Origin of the sequence: Brevibacillus brevis, assembly GCF_022026395.1 — a bacterium.
GTDB lineage: Bacteria > Bacillota > Bacilli > Brevibacillales > Brevibacillaceae > Brevibacillus.
In genome coordinates this window covers 222,961-247,743 of sequence record NZ_CP041767.1, presented here as the reverse complement: position 1 = coordinate 247,743, position 24,783 = coordinate 222,961, and the positions used below count along the sequence as shown (strand labels likewise).

28 protein-coding genes and 1 other annotated feature are annotated in these 24,783 nt (G+C 47.9%); of the genes, 1 reads left to right on the top strand and 27 read right to left on the bottom strand.

Annotation, left to right across the window (positions count from 1 at the left end):
* Positions 1–5 precede the first annotated feature (5 nt).
* The 7 genes from rplV to rpsJ form a co-directional block, all read right to left on the bottom strand.
* Entirely contained in the window at positions 6–338 is a 333-nt protein-coding gene (gene rplV, locus FO446_RS01410; protein WP_047074707.1) for a 50S ribosomal protein L22, read from the bottom strand.
* A gap of 29 nt (positions 339–367) precedes the next feature.
* Entirely contained in the window at positions 368–649 is a 282-nt protein-coding gene (rpsS, locus tag FO446_RS01405) for a 30S ribosomal protein S19 (protein WP_007716246.1), read from the bottom strand.
* A gap of 49 nt (positions 650–698) precedes the next feature.
* On the bottom strand, positions 699–1,529 hold the full coding sequence (gene rplB, locus FO446_RS01400; RefSeq protein WP_012683985.1) for a 50S ribosomal protein L2: 831 nt from the start codon (positions 1,527–1,529) through the stop codon (positions 699–701).
* Between the two features lie 32 nt (positions 1,530–1,561).
* Positions 1,562–1,852 carry a 50S ribosomal protein L23 gene (gene rplW / locus FO446_RS01395; RefSeq protein ID WP_007716243.1) on the bottom strand — a complete coding sequence of 97 codons (291 nt, stop codon included), beginning with the start codon at positions 1,850–1,852 and terminating at the stop codon, positions 1,562–1,564.
* The gene (gene rplD / locus FO446_RS01390; RefSeq protein ID WP_016742844.1) at positions 1,852–2,475 is read right to left on the bottom strand and encodes a 50S ribosomal protein L4; all 624 of its coding nucleotides are present in this window, start codon (positions 2,473–2,475) and stop codon (positions 1,852–1,854) included. The genes rplW and rplD overlap by 1 nt, the downstream gene beginning before the upstream one ends.
* Before the next feature lie 20 nt (positions 2,476–2,495).
* Positions 2,496–3,125: a 50S ribosomal protein L3 gene (gene rplC / locus FO446_RS01385; RefSeq protein ID WP_012683983.1), complete on the bottom strand. Its 630-nt coding sequence runs from the start codon at positions 3,123–3,125 to the stop codon at positions 2,496–2,498.
* 150 nt (positions 3,126–3,275) lie between these two features.
* A complete protein-coding gene (gene rpsJ / locus FO446_RS01380; protein ID WP_005828858.1) occupies positions 3,276–3,584 on the bottom strand; it encodes a 30S ribosomal protein S10 in 309 nt (102 codons plus the stop codon).
* Between the two features lie 356 nt (positions 3,585–3,940).
* Between rpsJ and FO446_RS01375 the strand changes: the two genes are divergently transcribed.
* A complete protein-coding gene (locus FO446_RS01375; RefSeq protein ID WP_173612328.1) occupies positions 3,941–4,327 on the top strand; it encodes a globin domain-containing protein in 387 nt (128 codons plus the stop codon).
* 26 nt (positions 4,328–4,353) lie between these two features.
* Here FO446_RS01375 and FO446_RS01370 read toward each other — a convergent pair whose 3' ends face one another.
* The 20 genes from FO446_RS01370 to FO446_RS01275 all read right to left on the bottom strand — a co-directional run bounded on the left by FO446_RS01370 (position 4,354) and on the right by FO446_RS01275 (position 24,770).
* Complete coding sequence (locus FO446_RS01370; protein WP_173612327.1) at positions 4,354–5,289, bottom strand: DMT family transporter; 936 nt, start codon at positions 5,287–5,289, stop codon at positions 4,354–4,356.
* A 153-nt stretch (positions 5,290–5,442) separates the two neighbouring features.
* Positions 5,443–6,633, bottom strand: a complete 1,191-nt coding sequence (gene tuf, locus FO446_RS01365; RefSeq protein WP_012683980.1) for an elongation factor Tu — start codon at positions 6,631–6,633, stop codon at positions 5,443–5,445.
* A gap of 120 nt (positions 6,634–6,753) precedes the next feature.
* On the bottom strand, positions 6,754–8,832 hold the full coding sequence (fusA, locus tag FO446_RS01360; RefSeq protein WP_088910283.1) for an elongation factor G: 2,079 nt from the start codon (positions 8,830–8,832) through the stop codon (positions 6,754–6,756).
* Between the two features lie 69 nt (positions 8,833–8,901).
* On the bottom strand, positions 8,902–9,372 hold the full coding sequence (gene rpsG / locus FO446_RS01355; protein WP_007716226.1) for a 30S ribosomal protein S7: 471 nt from the start codon (positions 9,370–9,372) through the stop codon (positions 8,902–8,904).
* 56 nt (positions 9,373–9,428) lie between these two features.
* Entirely contained in the window at positions 9,429–9,863 is a 435-nt protein-coding gene (gene rpsL, locus FO446_RS01350) for a 30S ribosomal protein S12 (protein ID WP_012683978.1), read from the bottom strand.
* A gap of 123 nt (positions 9,864–9,986) precedes the next feature.
* On the bottom strand, positions 9,987–10,241 hold the full coding sequence (locus tag FO446_RS01345; RefSeq protein WP_173612326.1) for a 50S ribosomal protein L7ae-like protein: 255 nt from the start codon (positions 10,239–10,241) through the stop codon (positions 9,987–9,989).
* A gap of 137 nt (positions 10,242–10,378) precedes the next feature.
* Positions 10,379–14,005 (bottom strand): DNA-directed RNA polymerase subunit beta', encoded by a 3,627-nt coding sequence (gene rpoC / locus FO446_RS01340; RefSeq protein ID WP_173612325.1) that lies wholly within the window; start codon positions 14,003–14,005, stop codon positions 10,379–10,381.
* 29 nt (positions 14,006–14,034) lie between these two features.
* Positions 14,035–17,574 (bottom strand): DNA-directed RNA polymerase subunit beta, encoded by a 3,540-nt coding sequence (rpoB, locus tag FO446_RS01335; RefSeq protein ID WP_173612324.1) that lies wholly within the window; start codon positions 17,572–17,574, stop codon positions 14,035–14,037.
* Between the two features lie 309 nt (positions 17,575–17,883).
* Entirely contained in the window at positions 17,884–18,480 is a 597-nt protein-coding gene (locus FO446_RS01330) for a class I SAM-dependent methyltransferase (RefSeq protein ID WP_173612323.1), read from the bottom strand.
* 102 nt (positions 18,481–18,582) lie between these two features.
* Positions 18,583–18,945 carry a 50S ribosomal protein L7/L12 gene (gene rplL, locus FO446_RS01325; RefSeq protein WP_007716218.1) on the bottom strand — a complete coding sequence of 121 codons (363 nt, stop codon included), beginning with the start codon at positions 18,943–18,945 and terminating at the stop codon, positions 18,583–18,585.
* 55 nt (positions 18,946–19,000) lie between these two features.
* The gene (gene rplJ / locus FO446_RS01320; protein WP_173612322.1) at positions 19,001–19,516 is read right to left on the bottom strand and encodes a 50S ribosomal protein L10; all 516 of its coding nucleotides are present in this window, start codon (positions 19,514–19,516) and stop codon (positions 19,001–19,003) included.
* A gap of 25 nt (positions 19,517–19,541) precedes the next feature.
* Positions 19,542–19,704, bottom strand: a sequence feature (ribosomal protein L10 leader region).
* Positions 19,705–19,746: 42 nt separating this feature from the next.
* Positions 19,747–20,430 (bottom strand): 50S ribosomal protein L1, encoded by a 684-nt coding sequence (gene rplA / locus FO446_RS01315; RefSeq protein WP_016742853.1) that lies wholly within the window; start codon positions 20,428–20,430, stop codon positions 19,747–19,749.
* 89 nt (positions 20,431–20,519) lie between these two features.
* Complete coding sequence (rplK, locus tag FO446_RS01310) at positions 20,520–20,945, bottom strand: 50S ribosomal protein L11 (RefSeq protein WP_005828886.1); 426 nt, start codon at positions 20,943–20,945, stop codon at positions 20,520–20,522.
* 186 nt (positions 20,946–21,131) lie between these two features.
* On the bottom strand, positions 21,132–21,668 hold the full coding sequence (gene nusG, locus FO446_RS01305) for a transcription termination/antitermination protein NusG (RefSeq protein WP_173612344.1): 537 nt from the start codon (positions 21,666–21,668) through the stop codon (positions 21,132–21,134).
* Between the two features lie 45 nt (positions 21,669–21,713).
* Positions 21,714–21,962 carry a preprotein translocase subunit SecE gene (gene secE, locus FO446_RS01300; RefSeq protein ID WP_012683970.1) on the bottom strand — a complete coding sequence of 83 codons (249 nt, stop codon included), beginning with the start codon at positions 21,960–21,962 and terminating at the stop codon, positions 21,714–21,716.
* Positions 21,962–22,111, bottom strand: coding sequence for a 50S ribosomal protein L33 (gene rpmG, locus FO446_RS01295; RefSeq protein ID WP_003392018.1), 150 nt, complete (start codon positions 22,109–22,111; stop codon positions 21,962–21,964). The genes secE and rpmG overlap by 1 nt, the downstream gene beginning before the upstream one ends.
* Before the next feature lie 237 nt (positions 22,112–22,348).
* Positions 22,349–22,999 carry an RNA polymerase sporulation sigma factor SigH gene (sigH, locus tag FO446_RS01290; protein ID WP_005828894.1) on the bottom strand — a complete coding sequence of 217 codons (651 nt, stop codon included), beginning with the start codon at positions 22,997–22,999 and terminating at the stop codon, positions 22,349–22,351.
* Positions 23,000–23,082: 83 nt separating this feature from the next.
* The gene (locus FO446_RS01285; RefSeq protein ID WP_047074734.1) at positions 23,083–23,607 is read right to left on the bottom strand and encodes an NYN domain-containing protein; all 525 of its coding nucleotides are present in this window, start codon (positions 23,605–23,607) and stop codon (positions 23,083–23,085) included.
* Position 23,608: 1 nt separating this feature from the next.
* Entirely contained in the window at positions 23,609–24,364 is a 756-nt protein-coding gene (gene rlmB, locus FO446_RS01280; protein WP_173612321.1) for a 23S rRNA (guanosine(2251)-2'-O)-methyltransferase RlmB, read from the bottom strand.
* Between the two features lies 1 nt (position 24,365).
* Positions 24,366–24,770 (bottom strand): Mini-ribonuclease 3, encoded by a 405-nt coding sequence (locus FO446_RS01275; protein WP_007716204.1) that lies wholly within the window; start codon positions 24,768–24,770, stop codon positions 24,366–24,368.
* Positions 24,771–24,783: the final 13 nt, after the last annotated feature.

Sequence of the window (24,783 nt, the reverse complement as noted above, 5' to 3'; positions counted from 1 at the left end):
CCTCCTTATTTCTCGTTTAGTACCACTGTGATGTGGCTCGTGCGTTTATGGATGCGGCTAGCGCGACCCATAGCGCGCGGACGGAAACGCTTCAACGTAGGACCTTGGTCTACGAAGATTTTACCCACTACGAGGCTGTTTGGATCCATCTCGTAGTTGTGCTCAGCGTTTGCAATAGCCGACTTCAGGAGTTTTTCAACAACTGGAGAAGCTGCCTTTGGCGTGTGTTTCAAGATCGCCAAAGCTTCACCTACTTGCTTGCCTCTGATCAAGTCTACCACCAGGCGGACTTTACGAGACGCGATGCGAATGTTGCGTGCAACTGCTTTTGCTTCCATCTTTGTACCTCCTCTCTGTCAAGAGAAAATTAGCGCTTCTTGGACTTCTTGTCGTTGTCGACGTGACCCTTGAAGGTACGAGTTGGTGCGAATTCACCCAATTTATGACCAACCATGTCTTCCGATACGTATACTGGTACATGTTTGCGGCCATCGTAAACTGCAAACGTATGTCCTACGAAATCAGGGAAGATGGTGGAACGGCGAGACCAAGTTTTGATCACGCGTTTCTCGTTCTTTTCATTTTGCTCGTCAACTTTTTTCATCAAGTGGTCATCCACGAAAGGACCCTTTTTTAAGCTACGTCCCATTAGTGAACCTCCCTTCGCCAAAGGCGTTCGGTTATAGTATCAGCCTACCTTATTTCTTGCGGCGGCGGATGATGTATTGGTCGGACTTGTTCTTCTTCTTGCGAGTCTTGAGACCCAGGGTTGGTTTACCCCAAGGAGTAACAGGAGCCTTACGACCGATTGGAGCGCGACCTTCACCACCACCGTGTGGGTGATCGTTCGGGTTCATTACGCTACCGCGAACAGTTGGACGGATACCCAACCAGCGGGAACGTCCTGCTTTACCGATGTTCAGCAGTTCGTGATCCAGGTTACCTACTTGACCGATAGTAGCGCGGCATACGTTGTGAATGCGGCGAGTTTCACCGGAAGACAGGCGAACGATTACGAACTCACCATCACGACCAAGCAATTGAGCAGATGTACCAGCAGCGCGCACCAATTGGCCGCCTTTACCAGGTTTCAGCTCGATGTTGTGGATGGTAGTACCTACCGGGATTTTCTCCATTGGCAGTGCGTTACCGATTTTGATGTCGGCATCTGCTCCGGATACGATCTGGTCGCCCACTTTCAGGTTGTGTGGAGCGATAATGTAACGCTTTTCACCGTCTGCATAGTTGATCAGCGCGATGTTAGCGGAACGGTTTGGATCGTATTCAATGGTTGCTACGCGACCAATGATACCATCTTTGTTACGTTTGAAGTCAATAATACGGTATTTACGTTTATGACCGCCACCTTGATGACGAACGGTAATTCTACCTTGGTTGTTGCGACCAGCTTTTTTGCTGAGAGGCGCCAACAAGGATTTTTCGGGAGTCGACGTGGTGATCTCCTCGAAAGTAGAAACCGTCATTTGGCGACGACCAGGAGAAGTCGGTTTAAACTTTTTGATACCCATGTTAATACCCTCCTTTTCGGTAGTCGTCGAGGTTATACTCCCTCGTAGAAGGCCAATTCTTTGCTGTCATCAGTCAGCTTAACGATTGCTTTCTTCCACTCGGACGTGTAACCGGAGTATTTTCCGTAGCGTTTTGGTTTCGCAGGTACACGAACTGTGTTAACTGCTTCTACTTTTACGCCAAATACTTTTTCAACAGCTTGTTTGATTTCTGTTTTGTTAGCTTTCAGAGGTACTTCGAAAACGTACTTCTTCTCAGCCATCATATCAGTGGTGCGCTCGGTAATGACAGGGCGTTTAAGGACATCATGAAGGCTCTTCATTATGCGAGCACCTCCTCTACTTTCGCAACCGCTTCTTTCGTCACGATTACTTTGTCATGCGCTACCAGATCAAGAACGTTAATGCCTGCAGCATCTACGATTTTTGCACCTGGGATGTTACGGGAAGCGAGCGCTACGTTTTGGTCGTACTCGGAAGTAACGATCAGAACTTTGCGATCTACTTTCAAGCTGCTCAGAACAGCTGTCATTTCCTTAGTTTTAGGAGCTGCGAAGTTCAAAGCTTCCAATACCAGGAGTTCGTTGTTTTGTACTTTCGTGGAAAGTGCAGATTTCAGAGCCAAACGGCGAACTTTACGGTTCAGTTTGTAACCGTATTTGCGCGGAGTTGGACCGAATACAACACCGCCACCTTTCCATTGCGGAGAGCGAATGGAACCTTGGCGTGCACGACCTGTACCTTTTTGGCGCCATGGCTTGCGGCCACCACCACGTACTTCAGAACGGTTCTTTACATCATGTGTACCTTGGCGTTGGGATGCTTGTTGCATCACGATCGCATCGTACAGAACTGCGCTGTTAGGCTCGATACCAAATACGCTGTCTGCCAGATCGATTTCGCCAACTTGAGAACCGGTTTGGTTATAAAGAGCTACTTTCGGCATGTCAGTTCCTCCTTTCCTTACTAGTTCTTCTTGACTGCCGTGGATACCAGTACGCAGCTGTTTTTCGGACCAGGCACGGAGCCTTTTACGAGAACCAGGTTACGTTCTGTATCTACTTTAATTACTTCCAGGTTTTGAATGGTAACATTGTCGCCACCCATTTGACCTGGCAGGGTTTGACCTTTAAATACGCGGTTTGGAGCTACAGCACCCATGGAACCTGGACCGCGGTGGTAACGCGAACCGTGAGCCATAGGACCGCGGGATTGATTGTGACGTTTGATCGCACCTTGGAAACCTTTACCCTTGGATACGCCAGCTACGTCCACCATTTCTCCCTCGGCAAAAATGTCAGCTTTCAACTCTTGACCAACCTCGTAATCAGCGAGGTTAACTCCGCGAATTTCGCGAATGAAGCGCTTAGGAGCAGTATTAGCTTTCGCTGCATGTCCTTTTTCCGGCTTGTTAGCGCGCTGTTCTTTTTTGTCTTCGAAACCGATTTGAATTGCTTCATAACCGTCAGTCTCAACGTCTTTCTTCTGGAGAACTACGTTGGAACCTACTTCGATAACCGTTACAGCAGTCGCTGTTCCGTTTGGACCAAAAACTTGAGTCATGCCAAGTTTTTTCCCTAAGATTCCTTTGGTCATTTGTGCCACCTCCTGTGCTTATTTCAGTAAAACGCTTTTTATGTTGTATCAAGTCCCCATCGATGCGCAGGGGTGCCATTTTAAGGGTTTGTTGCTTGGTATAACACGCTTATCAAGACAACGTCTGCGCGTGTATCGCTTTTTGGGACCTTACAGTTTAATCTCGATGTCCACACCAGATGGCAGATCCAGACGCATCAAAGCATCTACTGTTTGTGGTGTTGGGTTCAAGATGTCGATCAAACGTTTGTGTGTACGCATCTCGAATTGCTCGCGAGAATCTTTGTACTTATGAACCGCACGCAGGATCGTGTAAACTGCTTTCTCCGTAGGGAGTGGAATCGGACCGGATACGTTAGCACCGGAACGCTTCGCAGTGTCCACAATTTTTTCTGCGGACTGATCCAGGATTTTGTGATCATACGCTTTCAAACGAATACGAATCTTTTGCTTTGCCATTGAAGTCCCTCCTTTTTCGCCCATTTTTTAAACAGACATTTCTCCGTGGAAATATCCTGCACCCCGGTCATGGCAAAGGGGCCGGGTGTGTCAGCAACCTCCCACATCATCGCAAGTCCATGACCAACATTCAATATTGTACTAAAAAGATTTGGGCAACGCAAGTTTTTTCTTGGGTTTCCGCATAATTTTTTGTACATGGTGTGCCTACTGAATGGCTCACCTTGACAATATTACAGATTTCCGTGAAAGAAGGCAAGCGGGATTACCTGCCAACTCGTCGGGTCATCTATCTATAATAGAAGGAAGACGTTATACTTATGGTTGTAATCGTTATGAAATGGAGGTTTACCTCAATGTCTGATGTGAATCAAACCCCTTATGAAATCATTGGCGGTGCAGATACTTTGGCCCGTCTTGTCGATACCTTTTATGATCTGGTAAAGCAGCATCCCGACATTACCGACCTCTTTCCGGAAGATTTAACCCACGTGAAGGAACGTCAGTATCAGTTTTTGACACAGTTTCTCGGTGGTCCAAGCCTGTATTCAGACGCACACGGTCATCCGATGCTGCGAGCGCGACACATGCCGTTCCCTATTGGACCTGTACAGGCAGAGGCTTGGCTCTCTTGTATGGATAGAGCCATGGATCTGACAGGACTAGATGGCGAAATTCGGAAGCAAATCTTTGATCGCTTGCGTTTAACTGCTCACCATATGGTCAATAAGTGGGATCAATAAGAAAAAGCGTAGGACAATTGAGTGTCCTACGCTTTTGTTGTTATATCAGAGGTTGCTGCTGCACGAGTAGTTTTGGGTCTCACCAAGCTACGCGATCCTAAATATACACCGCCTACGATCATACACAATGCTAGTAAGTGTACGAGTTGAAGGCTTTCTCCCAGAAATATCGCTGCAAATACCAAACTGGCCATCGGCATTCCATTTAAGAAAACAGCTGTTCGACTCGCTCCCAGCTGACGTATCCCGTAATTCCAGCCGATCGAGCCAAGCGCAGTTGATAGCGCACCTGAAGCAAAAATTACAAGCCATTGGAAGGATGAAACGTCCAAAGAAAGATAATAGGAAGCTGGTTGAACAGTCAATGCGACTCCCCACAAGAAGATGACCCCAAACATTTGCGATAAAGCCGTAATTAAAAGTACCGGTACACCTCTTACAACCAATTTCCGAATGAGTAAACCACCTGTCACATACATGAGCATGGAGAAAAACATTATGGCATCTCCCCAACCATTCATATGAAGGCCGCCGTGCTGAGAGATGACGACAATCAACACTCCTGCAAAACCCATTCCAATCCCAAGTCCTTTTTTCAACGACATGCCTTCCCCTAAGAAAAGCATCGCCAAGAGTGCCGTTGCCAACGGATTTAATCCAAGAATAAGCGAAGCATTTCCTGCTGTCGTGTATTGAACACCGGCCGCAAGCGTTATTTGATGAAGTGCGATAGAACTAGCACCGACTCCGGCCAATAAGAACCAATCTGTTTTGCTGAATCGCAAACTCTTTCGGTATAAGAAGATGAGTGGCGATAAACAGATTCCACCGACAGTCATGCGTATAGCCGCGACATATAATGGAGGAAACGTTGTTAAATACTTGACCATAACGACATTCAAGCCCCATAGTGTGACAACACCTGCAAGCATAAGAAACAATAATCGCTCATTATTTTTCATCTCTGATATCCCCCATCCAATCCTGATGGTATTGTAGCATATTGCTTCGAGAGGCAAATTGAATGATTTTGATGGGAGTTATTTAAAAGTTCGATAAATGCACATAAAAAAACCCGACAACCAAAGTTGTCGGGTTTTGTATATCCGTATATCTTACGCGTCGATAGAAGCTACAACGCCAGCGCCTACTGTACGGCCACCTTCGCGGATCGCGAAGCGAGTACCTTGTTCCATCGCTACTGGAGCGATCAGTTCTACAGTGAACTCAGTGTTGTCGCCAGGCATGATCATTTCAACGCCTTCTGGCAGTTGGATGATACCTGTTACGTCAGTTGTACGGAAGTAGAATTGTGGACGGTAGTTAGCAAAGAAAGGAGTGTGACGTCCGCCCTCTTCTTTGGACAGAACGTAAACTTCTGCTTTGAACTTAGTGTAAGGCTTAACGGAACCTGGTTTCGCCAAGCATTGTCCACGCTCGATGTCGTTACGGTCTACACCGCGCAGCAGAGCACCGATGTTGTCACCAGCTTGAGCTTGATCCAGCAATTTGCGGAACATCTCAACACCAGTTACAGTTGTGTTTTTAGTTTCTTCAGCCAGACCAATGATTTCTACTTGGTCACCAACTTTAACGATACCGCGCTCTACACGACCAGTAGCAACAGTACCACGACCAGTGATCGTGAACACGTCCTCTACAGGCATCAGGAACGGCTTGTCAGTTGCACGCTCAGGAGTTGGGATGTAGCTGTCAACAGCTTCCATCAGTTCGCCAATTTTCTTAGCCCACTCACCAGTTGGGTTGTCCAAAGCTTCTTTAGCAGAACCTTTGATTACTGGAGTGTCGTCACCTGGGAACTCATATTGAGACAACAGGTCACGGATTTCCATTTCAACCAGTTCCAACAACTCTTCATCGTCTACCATGTCGCATTTGTTCATGAATACTACGATGTAAGGTACGCCTACTTGTTTGGAGAGCAGGATGTGCTCGCGAGTTTGTGGCATAGGGCCATCAGCTGCGGATACAACCAGGATCGCGCCGTCCATTTGAGCAGCACCAGTAATCATGTTTTTCACATAGTCCGCGTGACCAGGGCAGTCAACGTGAGCATAGTGACGGTTTTCAGTTTCATACTCAACGTGAGCAGTGTTGATAGTGATACCGCGCTCTTTTTCTTCTGGAGCAGCGTCGATAGATGCATAGTTCATTGCTTGTGCTTGACCTGTTTGTGCCAAAACAGTTGTGATAGCAGCAGTCAGGGTAGTTTTACCATGGTCAACGTGACCGATGGTACCAATGTTAACGTGTGGTTTATTACGCTCAAATTTCGCTTTAGCCATGAGAGAAAAGCCTCCTTATAGATAAGGGTTTTATGGTTTGAAGAAAGGTTTACCTTACGAATGGTTGTCCCTTCCATATTGTAAACCTTTCTGATTGCAAGATAAAGCTGTAACCTGTAATTATTCGCCTTTAGATTTCTTGATGATCTCTTCAGCGATAAATTTAGGTACTTCTTCGTAGTGGTCGATCACCATGGAGTAAACGCCACGGCCTTGGGTACGGGAACGAAGAATTGTGGAGTAACCAAACATCTCGGACAGTGGTACCATTGCACGGATTACTTGTGCATTTGCACGAGCTTCCATACCTTCGATACGACCGCGGCGGGAGTTCAGGTCGCCCATAACGTCGCCCATGTACTCTTCTGGCATTGTAACTTCTACTTTCATGATTGGCTCGAGTAGTACAGCGCCACATTTTTTCGCAGCTTCCTTCAATGCGAGGGAACCCGCTACTTTAAATGCCATCTCGTTGGAGTCAACATCATGGTAGCTACCGTCTACGATAGTAGCTTTGATATCAACCAGCGGGAAACCGGCGATAACACCATTTTTCATGGACTCTTCGATACCCGCTTGAACAGCAGGGATGTATTCGCGTGGTACTACACCACCAACGATTTTGTTTTCGAATTGGAAGCCTTGACCAGCTTCGAGTGGAGCGAATTCCACCCAAACGTGACCGTATTGACCACGACCACCGGACTGACGAACGAATTTACCTTCCACTTTCGCTGCGTTACGGAATGTTTCACGGTAAGCAACCTGTGGAGCACCAACGTTCGACTCAACTTTAAATTCGCGTTTCAGACGGTCTACGATAATCTCCAGGTGAAGCTCACCCATACCAGAGATGATTGTTTGACCAGTCTCTTCATCTGTACGAGTTCTGAACGTTGGATCCTCTTCAGCAAGCTTGGACAGGCCGATACCCATCTTATCTTGGTCTGCTTTGGATTTTGGTTCGATCGCAACAGAAATAACTGGCTCTGGGAAGTCCATAGACTCAAGGATTACTGGAGCCTTTTCATCACACAGAGTATCACCAGTTGTTGTATCTTTCAAACCTACAGCTGCTGCAATGTCACCGGAGTAAACCGTTGTGATCTCTTCACGGTGGTTTGCGTGCATTTGCAGGATACGGCCAACGCGCTCACGTTTACCCTTGGTAGAGTTGAGAACGTAAGAACCGGAGTTCAGTACACCGGAGTATACGCGGAAGAAAGTCAAACGACCAACATACGGGTCAGTCATGATCTTGAACGCAAGAGCAGAGAACGGACCGTTGTCGTCAGCTGGACGATCAACTTCATCTTCAGTATCTGGCAATGTACCTTTAATTGCAGGGATATCTACCGGAGACGGCAGGTAAGCAACTACGTTGTCCAGCATAGGCTGAACACCTTTGTTCTTGTAAGAAGAACCGCACATTACCGGCGTCAGTTTGCACTCGATAGTACCCTTACGCAGAGCAGCACGGATTTCGTCGTTGGTCAGCTCTTCGCCTTCCAAGTACTTCATCATGAGCTCTTCGTCTTGTTCAGCAGCTGCTTCAACCATAGCCATGCGAAGTTCTTCGCAACGTGCCAGGATGTCAGCAGGAATTTCAGCGGAGTCAGAAGTTTTACCCAAGTCATCAGTATATACGATTGCCTTCATTTCAATCAGGTCAACCATACCTTTGAATTGATCTTCTGCACCGATTGGATATTGGATCGCTACTGGATTTGCACCCAGGCGAGATTTGATCTGACCCAAGCACATATCAAAGTTAGCACCCATGATATCCATTTTGTTGATGTAGCACATGCGTGGTACGCCATAACGGTCAGCTTGGCGCCATACGGTTTCGGTTTGCGGCTCAACGCCACCTTTTGCGTCAAAAACGGTTACAGCACCGTCAAGAACGCGGAGGGAGCGCTCAACTTCTACAGTGAAGTCTACGTGGCCTGGCGTATCGATAATGTTGATTCGATGGCCATTCCATTGAGCAGTAGTAGCAGCCGAAGTGATCGTGATACCACGCTCTTGCTCTTGTTCCATCCAGTCCATGGTAGCTGCACCTTCGTGCACCTCACCAATTTTATGAACGCGACCAGTGTAGAACAGAATACGCTCAGTAGTCGTCGTCTTACCAGCATCGATGTGAGCCATGATACCGATATTACGCGTATTCGGCAAAGAGAACTCGCGAGCCATTAGGTATGCTCCTTCCATACTCGAGTTTGAGAATAAACGGGTATCCAATACGGACACCCGATTCAATTCCTACCAGCGATAGTGAGCAAACGCTTTGTTCGCTTCAGCCATCTTGTGCGTGTCTTCACGCTTTTTAACTGCTGCACCGGTGTTGTTAGCAGCGTCCATGATCTCGTTAGCAAGACGTTGTTCCATGGTTTTCTCTCCACGGTTACGGGAGTAGTTAACCATCCAACGCAGGCCAAGAGTGGTACGGCGCTCCGGTTTTACTTCGATTGGTACTTGGTAGTTAGCACCACCTACACGGCGAGCTTTAACTTCCAGTACTGGCATTACGTTTTTCAGTGCTTCTTCAAACACTTCCATCGGGTTGCGACCTGTGCGCTCCTGGATGATGTCAAATGCGTTGTAGAGAATGTTCTGAGCTACACCACGCTTACCATCCAACATCAGGCGGTTAATCAAGCGAGTAACCAACTTGCTGTTGTGAATAGGATCAGGCAGCACGTCACGACGGGTTACAGGACCTTTACGAGGCATCGTATTCCCTCCTTCTTTTCGTTATAAATTCACGCCACTTCACAGGCGTTTTTTTATTACTTCTTCGCTGCTGCTTGACCTGGCTTCGGACGCTTAGTACCGTATTTGGAACGACCTTGTTTACGGTTGTTCACACCAGCAGTGTCAAGAGCACCACGAACGATATGGTAGCGTACCCCTGGCAAGTCTTTTACACGACCGCCGCGCACCAGCACGACGCTATGCTCTTGCAGGTTGTGGCCAATACCACCGATGTAAGCTGTTACCTCGATTCCGTTAGTCAAACGCACACGAGCGTATTTACGCAACGCGGAGTTCGGTTTTTTCGGAGTCATGGTACCTACACGAGTGCAAACACCACGTTTTTGAGGAGAGCTTTGGTTAGTTTGGCTTTTCTTGAAGCTGTTGTACCCCTTTTGAAGAGCTGGGGACTTCGACTTCACAACCTTATCCTCGCGACCTTTACGCACCAATTGGTTAATTGTAGGCATGATGTTACCTCCCTTCTTAATACCCAATCTTCAAGACCACAGATCCAGGTGAGTCATTTTTAGGTCAAATAGAAAGTCCTTGTCCAGCATTACGCAACGTGTAAGCCGCTGACAAAAACATCGTTAACCACTTTTTTTAATCGCAGCAGTAGCCGCTCCCACTTCAATTCCGCACGCTTTGCCTAAGCGATACATGGAATCTACATGAATGACTGGAACACCCTTCTCTTTGCAAAGGAGCTCGACTTTTTGGGTCAAACGCTTATCTGCATCAACAGCGATATACACCGCTTCTACCTGTTGGTTTTCCACAGCTTTGATCGTCTGCTTAATGCCGATTGTCAAGTCCTTGGCCCGCTCTACTTTTTCATAAGACATGATTCTCATATCCTCCAAAGTACAGATGTCAGGCACACTTGAATATAATATCAGGTGGGCTAGTTGTTGTCAACGCCCATTTGATATTTTTATTTAGGAAAGCGCCCACCAATCGGTGATGGGCGCTTTTCCCGCCATTACTCTACAGAAACTGCTTCTTGCTCAGCTTTCGCTGCTTCCAGCTCTGCTTCGTAATCTACTTGACTAGCAACTTTTACATTGCGGTAACGTGACATACCGGTACCTGCTGGAACCAGCTTCCCGATAATAACGTTCTCTTTCAAACCTAGCAAGCGGTCCACTTTTCCTTTGATCGCTGCATCGGTAAGAACGCGAGTCGTTTCCTGGAAGGATGCTGCCGACAGGAAGGAGTCGGTTTCGAGGGATGCTTTGGTGATCCCCAGAAGAACCGGACGGCCCACTGCTGGATTTCTGCCTTCCATGAGAACTTTAGCGTTCGCTTGCTCAAATTCAGGAACCTCTACATAGGAACCTGGCAAGAGGTCTGTATCTCCGCTGTCGATAACGCGCAATTTGCGCAGCATCTGACGAATCATTACCTCTACGTGCTTGTCGTTAATTTCTACCCCTTGCATACGGTAAACTTTTTGTACCTCTTGCAAGATGTAGTTGGAAACGCCGCGCATACCACGAACTTTGAGCATTTCTTTCGGGTCTACGGAACCTTCCGTGAGCTCGTCACCAGCATTCAGCTTGACACCAACAGAAACCTTGATGCGTGAGCCATACGGTGCTGCATACACTTTGTTCTCCGCTTCTCCACGTACTTCGATCTCGCGACGATCTTTCCCTTCGCGAATATCAACAACTTCACCATCAATTTCGGAGATGACTGCTTGCCCTTTCGGATTACGCGCTTCGAACAACTCCTGAATACGCGGCAAACCTTGGGTAATATCGTCTCCCGCAACCCCACCGGTATGGAAGGTACGCATGGTCAGCTGGGTACCCGGCTCACCAATGGACTGAGCAGCGATAATACCAACTGCTTCTCCCACTTCCACCTCGGCTCCTGTTGCCAGGTTGCGTCCGTAGCACAGTTTGCAAACACCATGGCTGGTGCGGCAAGCAAGTACGTTACGGATGTAAACGTCAGTGATTCCAACTTTTTCGATATACTCGGCAACCTCTTCAGAGATCTCCTCATTGCGGTGCACGATAATTTCTTTTGTCTCAGGGTGGCGCAAAGTCTCGAAGCAAGTACGTCCTACCAGACGGTCAGACAGCTTCTCGATTTCTTCTTTACCATCCTTGATCGCTGTTACACGGATACCTTTATCTGTTCCGCAATCGGTTTCGCGTACAATCACGTCTTGGGCAACGTCTACCAGACGACGAGTCAGGTAACCCGAGTCCGCTGTACGCAAGGCTGTATCGGCGAGACCTTTACGCGCACCGTGCGTGGAGATAAAGTACTCCAAAACCGTCAGACCTTCACGGAAGTTGGATTTAATCGGCAACTCGATGATTCGACCGGATGGGTTTGCCATCAGACCGCGCATACCAGCCAGCTGAGTGATCTGGGATACGTTACCACGGGCACCGGAGTTCGCCATCATGAAGATCGCATTGAACTTATCCATGGACTTCATCAAAACGTCTGTTACTTCATCCTTCGCTTTGGACCAGATGGAGATTACGCGGTCATAGCGCTCGTCTTCGGTGATCAAACCGCGACGGAACTGCGTCATGACAGTTGCAACCTTTTCATCCGCTGCGTCGAGGATGTCTTTTTTCTTTCCTGGTACCGCAATGTCCGCTACGGCAATCGTGATACCTGCTTTTGTCGAGTACGTGAAGCCCAGTTCCTTGATTCTGTCAAGAATCATGGACGTTTTCATCGTACCGAAGCGACGGAAGCACTCGGAAATGATCGTTCCCAAGAAGCCTTTCTTTACTGCACCCGGGTCAGGCAGGTTCTTGATGAACTCTGAAACATTTGTACCTTTATCAAAGATAAAGCACTCGTCTGGAACCATAAATTGCAGGTTAGCCTTGGTGGGTGCATTGATGAACGGCAGATCTGCAGGGAATATCTCGTTGAAGATCACTTTCCCTACTGTCGTTACGAGAAGCGCGTTCTCTTGACGTTCAGTAAAGCTGGTTTTGTTCAGGCGTTTCGCTGGCAGAGCAATGCGCGTATGCAGGCTGATAAAGCCTTGCTGATAAGCGGCAATCGCATCGTGAGGATCGCGATAGATCGTACCCTCGCCTTTGTCGCCCTCACGTTCCAGTGTCAGGTAGTAGGAACCAAGCACCATGTCCTGGGATGGTGTTACTACCGGTTTACCGTCTTTCGGGTTCAAGATGTTCTGCGCTGCCAGCATGAGGATACGTGCTTCTGCTTGTGCCTCAGCAGACAACGGAACGTGAACCGCCATTTGGTCACCGTCAAAGTCCGCGTTGTACGCTGTACAAACGAGTGGATGCAGACGGATCGCACGGCCTTCAACCAGAACTGGTTCGAACGCCTGGATACCCAGACGGTGCAAGGTGGGGGCACGGTTCAACAGTACCGGATGCTCGCGAATAACGTCCTCGAGAACGTCCCATACCTCTGGCTGAACGCGCTCAACCTTGCGCTTTGCGCTCTTGATGTTGTGAGCGAGGCCTTTGGAAACCAGCTCTTTCATCACGAACGGTTTGAAGAGCTCTAGTGCCATTTCTTTAGGCAAACCGCACTGATACATCTTCAGGTTAGGTCCTACAACGATAACGGAACGACCGGAGTAGTCAACACGCTTACCGAGCAGGTTTTGACGGAAACGACCTTGTTTACCTTTCAGCATGTGGCTGAGAGATTTCAAAGGACGGTTACCTGGTCCTGTTACCGGACGTCCACGACGACCGTTGTCGATGAGCGCGTCTACTGCTTCCTGCAGCATGCGTTTCTCGTTTTGTACGATAATGTCAGGAGCACCCAGTTCGAGCAGGCGCTTCAGACGGTTATTACGGTTGATTACACGGCGGTACAGGTCATTCAGGTCGGAAGTGGCAAAACGTCCACCATCCAACTGAACCATTGGACGAAGCTCTGGCGGGATAACCGGCAGTACGTCGAGAACCATCCAATCCGGGTGGTTACCGGAGTTGCGGAATGCCTCGAGCACTTCCAGACGCTTGATCGCACGGTTGCGACGCTGGCCTTGTGCCGTTTTCAAATCTTCTTTTAACGTTTCCACGTCTTTATCCAGATCGATTTCAGCAAGCAGGCGCTTGATCGCTTCTGCTCCCATCATCGCTTGGAAGGAGTGGCCGTATTTCTCACGATAGTTGCGATACTCTTTTTCGGAGAGCAATTGCTTTTTATCGAGAGGAGTGTCACCTGGATCGGTTACTACGTAAGAAGCAAAGTAGATTACTTCCTCCAGGGAACGAGGGGACATGTCGAGCACCAAGCCCATACGGCTCGGAATCCCTTTGAAGTACCAGATGTGAGAAACTGGGGCAGCCAGTTCAATGTGCCCCATGCGCTCACGCCGTACTTTGGCGCGGGTCACTTCCACGCCACAACGGTCGCACACTACACCTTTATAACGAACACGCTTGTATTTACCGCAATGGCATTCCCAGTCCTTGGTCGGTCCAAAGATGCGTTCACAGAACAAGCCGTCTTTTTCCGGTTTCAGTGTGCGGTAGTTGATCGTCTCTGGCTTCTTCACTTCCCCGAAAGACCACGAACGGATCTTATCGGGGGAAGCCAAGCCGATCTTCATATATTCGAAGTTGTTCACGTCAATCACAGGGCGTTACCTCCCTTGGTACCGGAATCTTACTCGTCGTTCAAGCTTCCGCCTTCGAGAACGAGGTTCAGTTTTTCACCGTTGCCTTCATCCTCGTCTTCCATTTCACGCATTTCAATCTCCTGCTCGTCTCCGGACAGAATCTTCACGTCCATACCCAAGCTCTGGAGTTCCTTGATCAATACCTTGAAGGACTCTGGAACACCTGGTTCTGGAACGTTTTCGCCCTTAACGATCGCTTCGTACGTCTTCACGCGGCCCACGACGTCATCCGACTTGACAGTGAGAATTTCTTGCAAGGTGTAGGCAGCACCATATGCCTCCAATGCCCAAACCTCCATCTCCCCGAAACGCTGTCCACCGAATTGAGCTTTACCACCCAATGGCTGCTGCGTAACAAGAGAGTAAGGACCAGTAGAACGAGCATGGATTTTATCGTCAACCAAGTGAGCCAGTTTCAGCATGTATACGCAACCTACCGTTACACGGCGGTCAAACGGTTCACCTGTACGACCATCGAACAAGATCGTTTTTCCGTCACGATCCAGACCTGCTTCTTCCAACGTTTCGAATACTTCTGCCTGACGTGCACCGTCGAATACCGGCGTTGCTACGTGGATACCCAGAAGCTTCGCCGCCATACCCAAGTGAGTCTCCAATACCTGACCGATGTTCATACGCGAAGGTACGCCCAACGGGTTGAGTACGATCTCTACTGGAGAGCCATCTGGCAGGAACGGCATATCTTCTTCCGCCATGATGCGGGCGATAACCCCTTTGTTACCATGTCGACCGGCCATTTTGTCACCCACGGAGATTTTCCGTTTTTGGGCGATGTAAACGCGAACGAGTTGGTTTACGCCTGGTGGCAATTCGTCGCCATTCTCACGCGTAAATACTTTAACGTCTACGATGATACCGGAACCACCATGCGGTACGCGCAGGGATGTATCACGAACTTCACGAGCTTTTTCACCGAAGATGGCATGCAGGAGGCGTTCTTCTGCTGTCAGCTCAGTAACCCCTTTAGGTGTAACCTTACCAACGAGAATGTCGCCGTCCTGAATCTCCGCACCAACACGGATGATACCGCGTTCGTCCAGGTTTTTCAGAGCATCTTCCCCAACGTTTGGAATATCGCGAGTGATTTCCTCTGGACCCAGCTTGGTGTCGCGAGCTTCGGACTCGTATTCTTCAATATGGATAGACGTATACACGTCATCTTTTACAAGTTTTTCACTCAGAAGAATCGCGTCTTCGTAGTTGTATCCTTCCCACGTCATAAACGCAACGATTACGTTACGACCGAGAGCCAATTCACCTTTTTCAGTGGATGGGCCGTCCCCAATGATATCGCCTTTTTCAATCCAGTCCCCAGTGCTTACAATTGGACGCTGGTTGATGCAGGTACCTTGGTTGGAACGGATAAACTTGTGCATTTTGTATTTATCGAGATCGCCGGCAACTTTTCTTCCGTCGATTTCTTGGTAACGACGAATCCAGATTTCGCGAGCCGTTACGCGCTCTACTTGACCCGGATGCTTGGCAACGATCGCCACGCCGGAGTCTTGCGCTGCTTTATGTTCCATACCCGTACCGACAAACGGTGCTTGTGGAATCAAAAGCGGAACGGCCTGCCGCTGCATGTTTGAACCCATCAGTGCGCGGTTGGCGTCATCGTTCTCGAGGAACGGAATCAGCGCTGTCGCTACGGATACAACCTGCTTCGGAGATACGTCCATGAAGTCTACCTTGTCGCGCGGTACGCTCAAGATCTCACCTTTACGACGGCAGATTACCATGTCGTTTACGAAACGACCATCTTCATCAAGTGGCTGATTCGCCTGTGCCACGTTGAACACGTCTTCCTCATCAGCAGTCAAGTAGCTGATATCAGTCAACACGAAGCCCGTTTCCGGATCTACTTTACGACGAGGCGTTTCAATGAATCCGTAATCGTTAATGCGTGCAAAGGACGACAGGGAGTTGATCAAACCAATGTTTGGTCCCTCTGGCGTCTCAATTGGACACATACGACCGTAGTGGGAATGGTGAACGTCGCGCACTTCGAAGCCCGCGCGCTCACGCGTCAAACCACCAGGTCCGAGTGCGGACAGACGGCGTTTGTGCGTCAGCTCAGCCAATGGGTTTGTTTGATCCATGAACTGAGACAGCTGCGAGCTACCAAAGAACTCCTTCAGTGATGCAATCACTGGACGGATGTTAATGAGAGCTTGCGGTGTAATTTGGTTTTGATCCTGGATGGACATGCGCTCACGAACCACACGTTCCATACGGGACAAACCGATACGGAATTGGTTCTGTAGAAGCTCACCCACGGAACGCAGACGACGGTTACCCAAGTGGTCGATATCGTCTGTGGAACCTACACCGTGCAAGAGGTTCATGAAATAGTTGATCGCCGATACGATATCCGCCGGCGTAATATGTTTGAAGGACTTATCTACATTTCCGTTTCCGATTACTTTGATGATCTTGCCATCCTCAATCGGAGAGAAAATATTGATAGATTGCAAATGAATCGCTTCATCTTCCAATACACCGCCATGCGTACGAACATCGATAAAGCCGATGTTTCCTTCCAGCGCTGGCACGATGCGATCAAGGACACGACGGTCAATCATTTGACCTGCTTCGGCAAAAATTTCACCTGTTGTCGTATCGACCAGCGTCTCAGCCAAACGTTGGTTGTACAGACGGTTTTTCAAATGAAGCTTTTTGTTCATTTTGTAACGACCAACAGAAGCCAAATCATAGCGCTTAGGGTCGAAGAAACGAGAGATCAAGAGGCTCTTCGCATTTTCGACTGTTGGTGGCTCACCCGGACGAAGACGCTCGTAGATTTCAATGAGCGCTTTTTCCGTAGAATCGGTATTGTCTTTTTCCAGCGTGTTCTTGATGTATTCATCTTCACCCAGCAAGTTGAGAATCTCAATGTCGGAACCAAAGCCCAACGCACGCAAAAGAACCGTTACCGGGATTTTTCGCGTACGGTCGATGCGGACATAAATAACGTCCTTCGCATCGGTCTCCAGCTCCAGCCAAGCACCCCGGTTCGGGATTACTGTAGCTGTAAACGTCTGCTTGCCGTTTTTGTCCACTTTGGTGTTGTAATATACACTGGGGGAACGAACAAGCTGGCTGACAATAACGCGCTCAGCACCATTAATAATGAAGGTTCCCGTTTCGGTCATGAGCGGGAAGTCCCCCATGAATACTTCTTGTTCCTTCACTTCTCCCGTCTCTTTGTTCAACAAACGTACCTTCACACGCAGAGGCGCCGCATAGGTGACGTCACGTTCTTTCGACTCGTCAACATCGTACTTCGGCTCTCCCAAGCTGTAGTCGATAAACTCCAGCACGAGATTACCTGTGAAGTCCTGGATTGGCGAAATGTCTTGGAACATCTCACGGAGCCCCTCATCAAGGAACCACTGGTAGGACTTTTGTTGAATCTCGATGAGATTTGGAAGGCCCAGCACTTCGTTAATACGTGAATACGTACGACGCTGGCGGTGTCGGCCACTTTGAATCACTTTACCTGCCAACTTATTCACCCCTCAGGTTGTGTTTTCACACATAGAAACTCGGCATTCGGCAACTTCTTTCAGTCGCATTCGAATGCCTAAAAATAAAAATGGGTTAAAGCAGCTTCAACCATTTTTAACCCAGAGAAACTCTATTTTAAAAGAATTCCCATGTTTTCACGCAAACATTCCTATCTCAGGAAAAAAGTAGAAACGCTTGACAGACAGGGAATTGCTGAAAAATAGACATTTATCCCATATTGACATTTTATAATGCTACCACATTCAATTATTCGCGTCAAGAAAACTTTTCTAATGATTTCTTCTTGCTTATTTGATTGCCCTGAATATGTGATAGCCTTTTTCCCGATCTACCTCTATTACTTCCCGGTACGTTTCCTGTAGCTTCTTCAATGCGGATGGGGCGCCTTGCTTCTTCTGAATGACAACCCACATTTCTCCACCTTCTACTAACAGGTCGTATCCTTCTACAAAAATGCGATGAACGATTTCCTTACCCGCACGAATAGGCGGATTGGTCAGAATGACATCAAACTGCTCGCCTTGTACGCCGTTGTAGACATCACTCACTCGAACCTCAACATTTTTAATACCATTTGCTTCTGCATTACGACGAGCCAGGTTAACCGCACGCTCGTTCACGTCGATCATCGTCACCCGACCATGATCAGCAAGCTTGGCAGCCGTCAATCCCATCGGACCATACCCGCATCCCACATCAAGCACACGCGCATGACTGTCGATCTCCATGTTCTCGATGAGCAATACACTTCCAAAGTCAATCCGGTCTCGGGAAAAAACGCCAGCATCCGTTATGAAACGAAATTCATTACCACGGAGCTTGAACGTAAATTGCTGTTCATCATGTGCAGCGCCCGGTTGATTGGTATAGTAATGGTCTGCCACGTGTGATTCACCCTTCCTCATCGTTTAAATAAACCTTTATCATCAAAAGTTTATAGAAAATCCCCCTGCCGCAGGCAAGGGGATATCCTAAAGGAAGCTAACTTACTTTACTTCTACTTGAGCGCCAGCTTCTTCGAGTTTTGCTTTGAGGGCTTCTGCTTCGTCTTTGGAAACGCCCTCTTTGAGTGTTTTTGGAGCGTTGTCTACCAGGTCTTTTGCTTCTTTCAGACCCAAGCCAGTCAGCTCGCGAACAACTTTGATTACGTTGATTTTGGAAGCGCCGCCGCTTACCAGGTTTACAGTGAACTCAGTTTGCTCAGCAGCAGCTTCTGCTCCGCCACCAGCAACTACAGCTACAGGAGCAGCAGCAGTTACGCCGAATTCTTCTTCAATTGCTTTTACCAGATCGTTCAGTTCGAGAACGGACATGCCTTTAATGGCTTCCAAGATTTGGTCTTTAGACATTTGTAAATCCTCCATTCAAGGAATAGTATTTGTAAAACATTAACCGATCAGACGATTACGCGCCTTGACCTTCTTTTTGTTCTGCCACTGCTTTGACTGCCAGTGCAACGTTGCGCATTGGAGCTTGCAGGACGGAAAGAAGCATGGACAAGAGACCTTCGCGGTTCGGCAGGGAAGCCAGAGCTTTAATTTGCTCAGCATCAACTACTTTACCCTCGATAACGCCACCCTTGATTTCCAGCTTGTCGTTTTTCTTAGCGAATTCAGCGATAACTTTCGCTGGAGCGATGATATCCTCTTTGGAGAACGCCAGAGCGTTTGGTCCAGTCAGATATTGATCCAGTTCAGTCAGGCTTTCCTTCTCAGTAGCCAAACGAGTCAGGGAGTTTTTCAACACCTGGAACTCAACACCAGCTTCACGCAATTGCTTACGGAGCTCAGTTACTTGTGCTACTGTCAGACCGCGGTAGTCAGCTACCACTGTAGTTTGGCTTTCGCGAAGTTTAGTTGCGATTTCGTTGATCGCTTGTACCTTTTCTTCACGAATAACGGTTGGACGAATTTCTGCCATTGATTACACCTCCCGTGCTCTAATCCTAGAAAATGAAGAATGCCCTCGCAGACTCACGAGGGCATAATGCTATATCGTCAAAGGAAAACAGCGTTTCCTCATTCGTACATTACACGCCTCGGAGGGATATTAAGCGTTACTCTCACAAGCACCGCACCTTCTGTCTACGGCATATTCTTTTCATCAACAGGGACTATCTTAACAACTCCCATAAAGGAAGTCAAGTGTCATTATTTTACAGCTACGCGTACGCCAGGGCCCATAGTGGAGCTCAGGGTTACGTTTCTCATGTAAACACCTTTAGCAGCAGCTGGTTTCGCACGGTTCAGTGCTTCAGTCAGAGCAGCCAGGTTTTCTACCAGTTTGTCAGCATCGAAGGATGCTTTTCCGATAGGAGCGTGGATGTTACCCGCTTTGTCTACACGGTACTCAATTTTACCTGCTTTGATTTCGTTAACCGCTTTGGTTACATCGAAAGTAACTGTACCGGTCTTAGGGTTTGGCATCAGGCCTTTTGGACCGAGTACACGACCCAATTTACCTACTTCACCCATCATATCAGGAGTAGCTACTACAACGTCAAAGTCGAACCAGCCACCTTGAATTTTCGCGATCATGTCTGCATCGCCTACGAAGTCTGCGCCAGCTGCTTCTGCATCTTTCGCTTTTTCGCCTTTTGCGAATACGAGAACACGTTGTACTTTACCAGTACCATGTGGCAATACAACTGCGCCACGAATTTGTTGGTCAGCACGCTTAGGATCTACGCCCAAACGGAAAGCTGCTTCAACAGTTTCATCGAATTTAGCTGTAGCTGCTTTTTTAACCAGCTCAACGCCTTCAACTACTTCGTAAACTTTGTTTTTATCAACGAGCTTTACAGCCTCTTGATATTTCTTACCTTTTTTCGCCATGATTAAATCTCCCTTCAATGTGGTCGTAGCGGTTGATCCTCCCACAGACAGGGGGGCACAACGTCTGTGCCCCCTTGCACTCAAGACAATTAGTCTTCGATTACGATACCCATAGAACGAGCTGTACCTTCTACCATGCGCATAGCCGCTTCTACGGATGCAGCATTCAGGTCAGGACGCTTCAGTTCTGCGATTTCACGAACTTTATCACGCTTCAGCGTAGCAACCTTTGTTTTGTTTGGTACGCCAGAACCGGACTCGATACCAGCAGCTTTCTTCAACAGAACTGCAGCTGGAGGAGTTTTTGTGATAAAAGTGAAAGAACGGTCTTCAAACACGGTGATTTCCACCGGAATGATCATACCTACTTCGCTTTCAGTGCGAGCATTGAATTCTTTACAGAATCCCATGATGTTTACACCAGCTTGACCGAGAGCCGGACCTACTGGAGGTGCAGGATTCGCTTTACCTGCTGGGATTTGTAATTTAATTACGCGGATAACCTTCTTAGCCACGTAACACACCTCCTTACTTCACATGTGGTTATTACGGGGGAATGCCCCCTCCCACCGTTTTTTGAAAGTCTGTATGTAAAAGACTTTCGATCTATAGTGAGAGTGCAAGAAACCCCAAATAGTGTTGTGGGATTGTTAAAACAAAATGAAATGTACCACATAGCGCGATACTTTTCAAGTTGAATCCTAATCCAATTGTTGAACTTGTGTAAAGTCTAGCTCTACCGGTGTTTCGCGACCGAAGATGTCCACCAACACGCGAACCTTCTGCCTGTCCGGGTAAATCTCGATAATCTCCCCGGTGCGATTGGAAAACGGACCATCTGTGACGCGCACCATATCGCGGAGAGCAAAATCGACTTTGATCTTGGGAATTTCGATTCCCATTTGCTTGAGAATCGTATCGGCCTCTTCAGGACGCAGCGCTGTCGGTTTAGAGCCAGCACCCGTGGATCCGACAAAGCCGGTAACCCCAGGGGTGTTGCGCACGACATACCAAGAGTCGTCCGTCATCACCATTTCAACAAGGACGTATCCAGGAAACACTTTTTTCGTGACGGTGCGCTTTTTACCATCCTTGGTTTCCACCTCTTCTTCAGTGGGAACAAGAACGCGAAAGATCTTGTCTTCCATGCCCATCGACTCGAGTCGCTTCTCCAGATTTGCTTTTACCTTGTTTTCGTAACCTGAGTACGTATGAAGTACATACCATGCTTTTTCCATATCCAACAGGACGATAACCGTCCGTCCCTCCTAAGACTTGCATAATTACGTTCCTAGAATCAAATCGATCAAGCGCGAGATACCCAAATCAACGACGAAGAAGAATATTGCAAGGAGCACGACCGTAACGAGTACAACAAGCGTATAGGTTGTTAACTCTTTACGGTTGGGCCAACGGACTTTCTTTAGCTCGGACATTACGTCACTAAAAAAACCACCGGTACGGCGAAAACTGGCTCCGATTCGTGATAAAAAACCCACTTTGCCACCCCCTGACTTCGTCGCATCAACCATTACTTCGTCTCGCGATGAAGGGTTTGCTTCTTGTCACGGGAGCAATACTTTTTCAGTTCAACACGTTCAGTAGTGGTGCGCTTGTTCTTTGTGGAGATATAGTTACGCTCGCCACACTCGGTGCACGCCAACGTGATGTTTACTCGCATTTATTGCCACCTCCATCTCATTTCAAACCTGCTATTAGTTAAAAGTACCCCGATGATAAATAGTACGGGAAAACCGCTACTTTTTCCAGACCATTTCATTCACCTAAGTAACCATAGAACAGAGAGATAAGAGTCTATGGCTACCTAAATAAATTTATCATACCGAAATACCCATGTCAAACAAAATGACTTGACAAGAGATAGTCCTTTTGCTTCCAAAATAAAAAGAGAGATTCTCTACAGATGAATCTCTCTTCCTTCCAAATAGCGCTCTAGCTTGCGCTTTACTCGCTGCAATGCATTATCAATAGACTTGACGTGACGCTTCAGCTCGACGGCAATCTGCTGATAGGATCGTCCATCCAAATAGAGCATGAGAACCTGGCGCTCTAAGTCGCTCAAAATTTCACTCATCTTGCCCTCGATATCATCGAACTCTTCCCGATTGATAAACAATTCCTCTGGATCGGTCACTTTTGTTCCCGAGATCACATCGAGAAGTGTGCGGTCAGAATCTTCATCATAGATAGGCTTGTCCAGTGAAACGTAAGAATTGAGCGGGATGTGCTTTTGGCGTGTCGCTGTCTTGATCGCGGTAATGATCTGACGGGTAATACACAGCTCGGCAAATGCTTTGAACGACGTGAGCTTGTCTCCTCGGAAGTCGCGAATAGACTTGTACAGTCCGATCATCCCTTCCTGCACGATGTCTTCGCGGTCAGCCCCAATAAGAAAATAGGATCTCGCTTTGGCACGAACGAAGTTCTTGTATTTGTTGATCAAATACTCCAAAGCTTCGGCGTCATTATCGCGAACCAGGTCGACTACTTCTTCGTCGGTCATTAGTTCATATTGGGCATGTTTTAACTCCTTGAGGTCAACACTCACAAATGATCCCTCCGCCAACCGGTTTCTCCAATAGATAGCGCTATTATACATGATGCCGTAAAAAAGCGTCAACCGAATCCAAGTTATTCCCTTCTCCATTTTTCGAATATTTTCGCTATTTCATCATTCAGCGTAATCCGCGTGGAGAAACGTTCTTCTTGCGTTTTTTCGACTTGTTTCTTGATTTCCTTGCCTGCATTTTCCATATCGAGCAACAACTCCCGCGCTGATTTGCGCAAAGCCCCCTGCCCAAATATGACACGTTGAGAGGTATAGTCAGAAGTTGCTACATAAATTTGTCGATTTTTATTGTGAAATTGGGAGACTAACTGCTCAATTTTCTCGTCTGCCGTCTCCTTTTTCTTCGTAAAATAAACTTCAACCTGGAAGTCTTCCATTTGACGGCCAATGCCAGGAACGTTGTACGCATCGAAGACAATGATGACCTTCACACCAGTGTAGCTCTGGTACTCAGCCATTTTTGCGATTAATTGATCACGCGCCTCGTCCATCCGCTCTTGATCCTTCAGCAGGCGCAGATCGGGCCAGGCGCCGATGATATTGTATCCATCTACGATCAACAGCTGCTTGGCTTTTCGTTTCGCCATGTCATTTCACCCGCGTCGGAATTGGACTCCTGGAGCGATAGACTTCATACATCAACAAGGCAGCTGCTACAGAAGCATTGAGTGAGGTAACATTTCCCGCCATCGGAAGGCTGTACAGAAAATCACAGTTTTCCCGGACGAGACGACTCATGCCTTTTCCTTCACTGCCAATGACAATCGCAAGCGGCATCGTATAATCACCCTCGCGGAAATCTTGTTTGGCACTCGCGTCTGTTCCTGCGATCCAAACACCGCGTTCTTTGAGCTCTTCCATGGTACGAACCAAATTCGTCACTCGCGCTACTGGCACGTAGTTGATTGCCCCAGCCGAAGCTTTTGCCACTGTTGCTGTAAGACTGACAGAACGCCGTTTCGGAATGATGACACCATGAGCCCCAACTGCATCGGCTGTCCGCATGATGGAGCCTAGGTTATGCGGATCTTCCAGCTCGTCCAACAGCAAAATGAACGGCGCTTCGTTTTTTTCCTCTGCCCGCTTCAAAATATCGTCTACTTCTACGTAATCGTAAGCAGCAACAGAAGCCACAACACCCTGATGGTTGTCCGTCGACACGAGCTGATCCAGCTTTTTGCGGTTCGCTGTCGTCACAATGACACCCTGTTCTTTTGCCAAGGCAAAGACAGGCCCCATCAGATTTTTATTCGTTCCCTCTGCAATCCAAATCTTATTGATCGTACGGCCAGATCGCAAAGCCTCGATGACGGGGTTTTTCCCCAGAATCCACTCTTCACTCATTTCATGATTCTCCTTCCACTATGGCAAAAGCCTGCTGCACAATTTCAGCGATCCGCTCTTCTTTTCCACTCAAGTACAGGTACCCGATCAATGCTTCAAAAGCCGTTGCATGACGGTAGTCGATAATATCGGCGTTTTTGGCACTGGAGCCGGATTTGGCATTCCGCCCCCGCTTCACTACATTCAATTCTTCCTCTGGCAATGTGGGCATTAACGTCAACAACACATTGGCCTGTGCTTTCGCTGAAACATAGCGGTTTGCCGCCTTGTGGAGCTGGTTTGGTTTAACCAGCCCCTTGGCGATCAAATGATACCTGACACAGTGCGAATAGGTAGCATCACCGAGGAAGGCAAGCACGAGTGGATTTGTCAGATTAGGATCTCGGGTCAGTTCTTCTTTTTGCATCTATTTTCTTCGG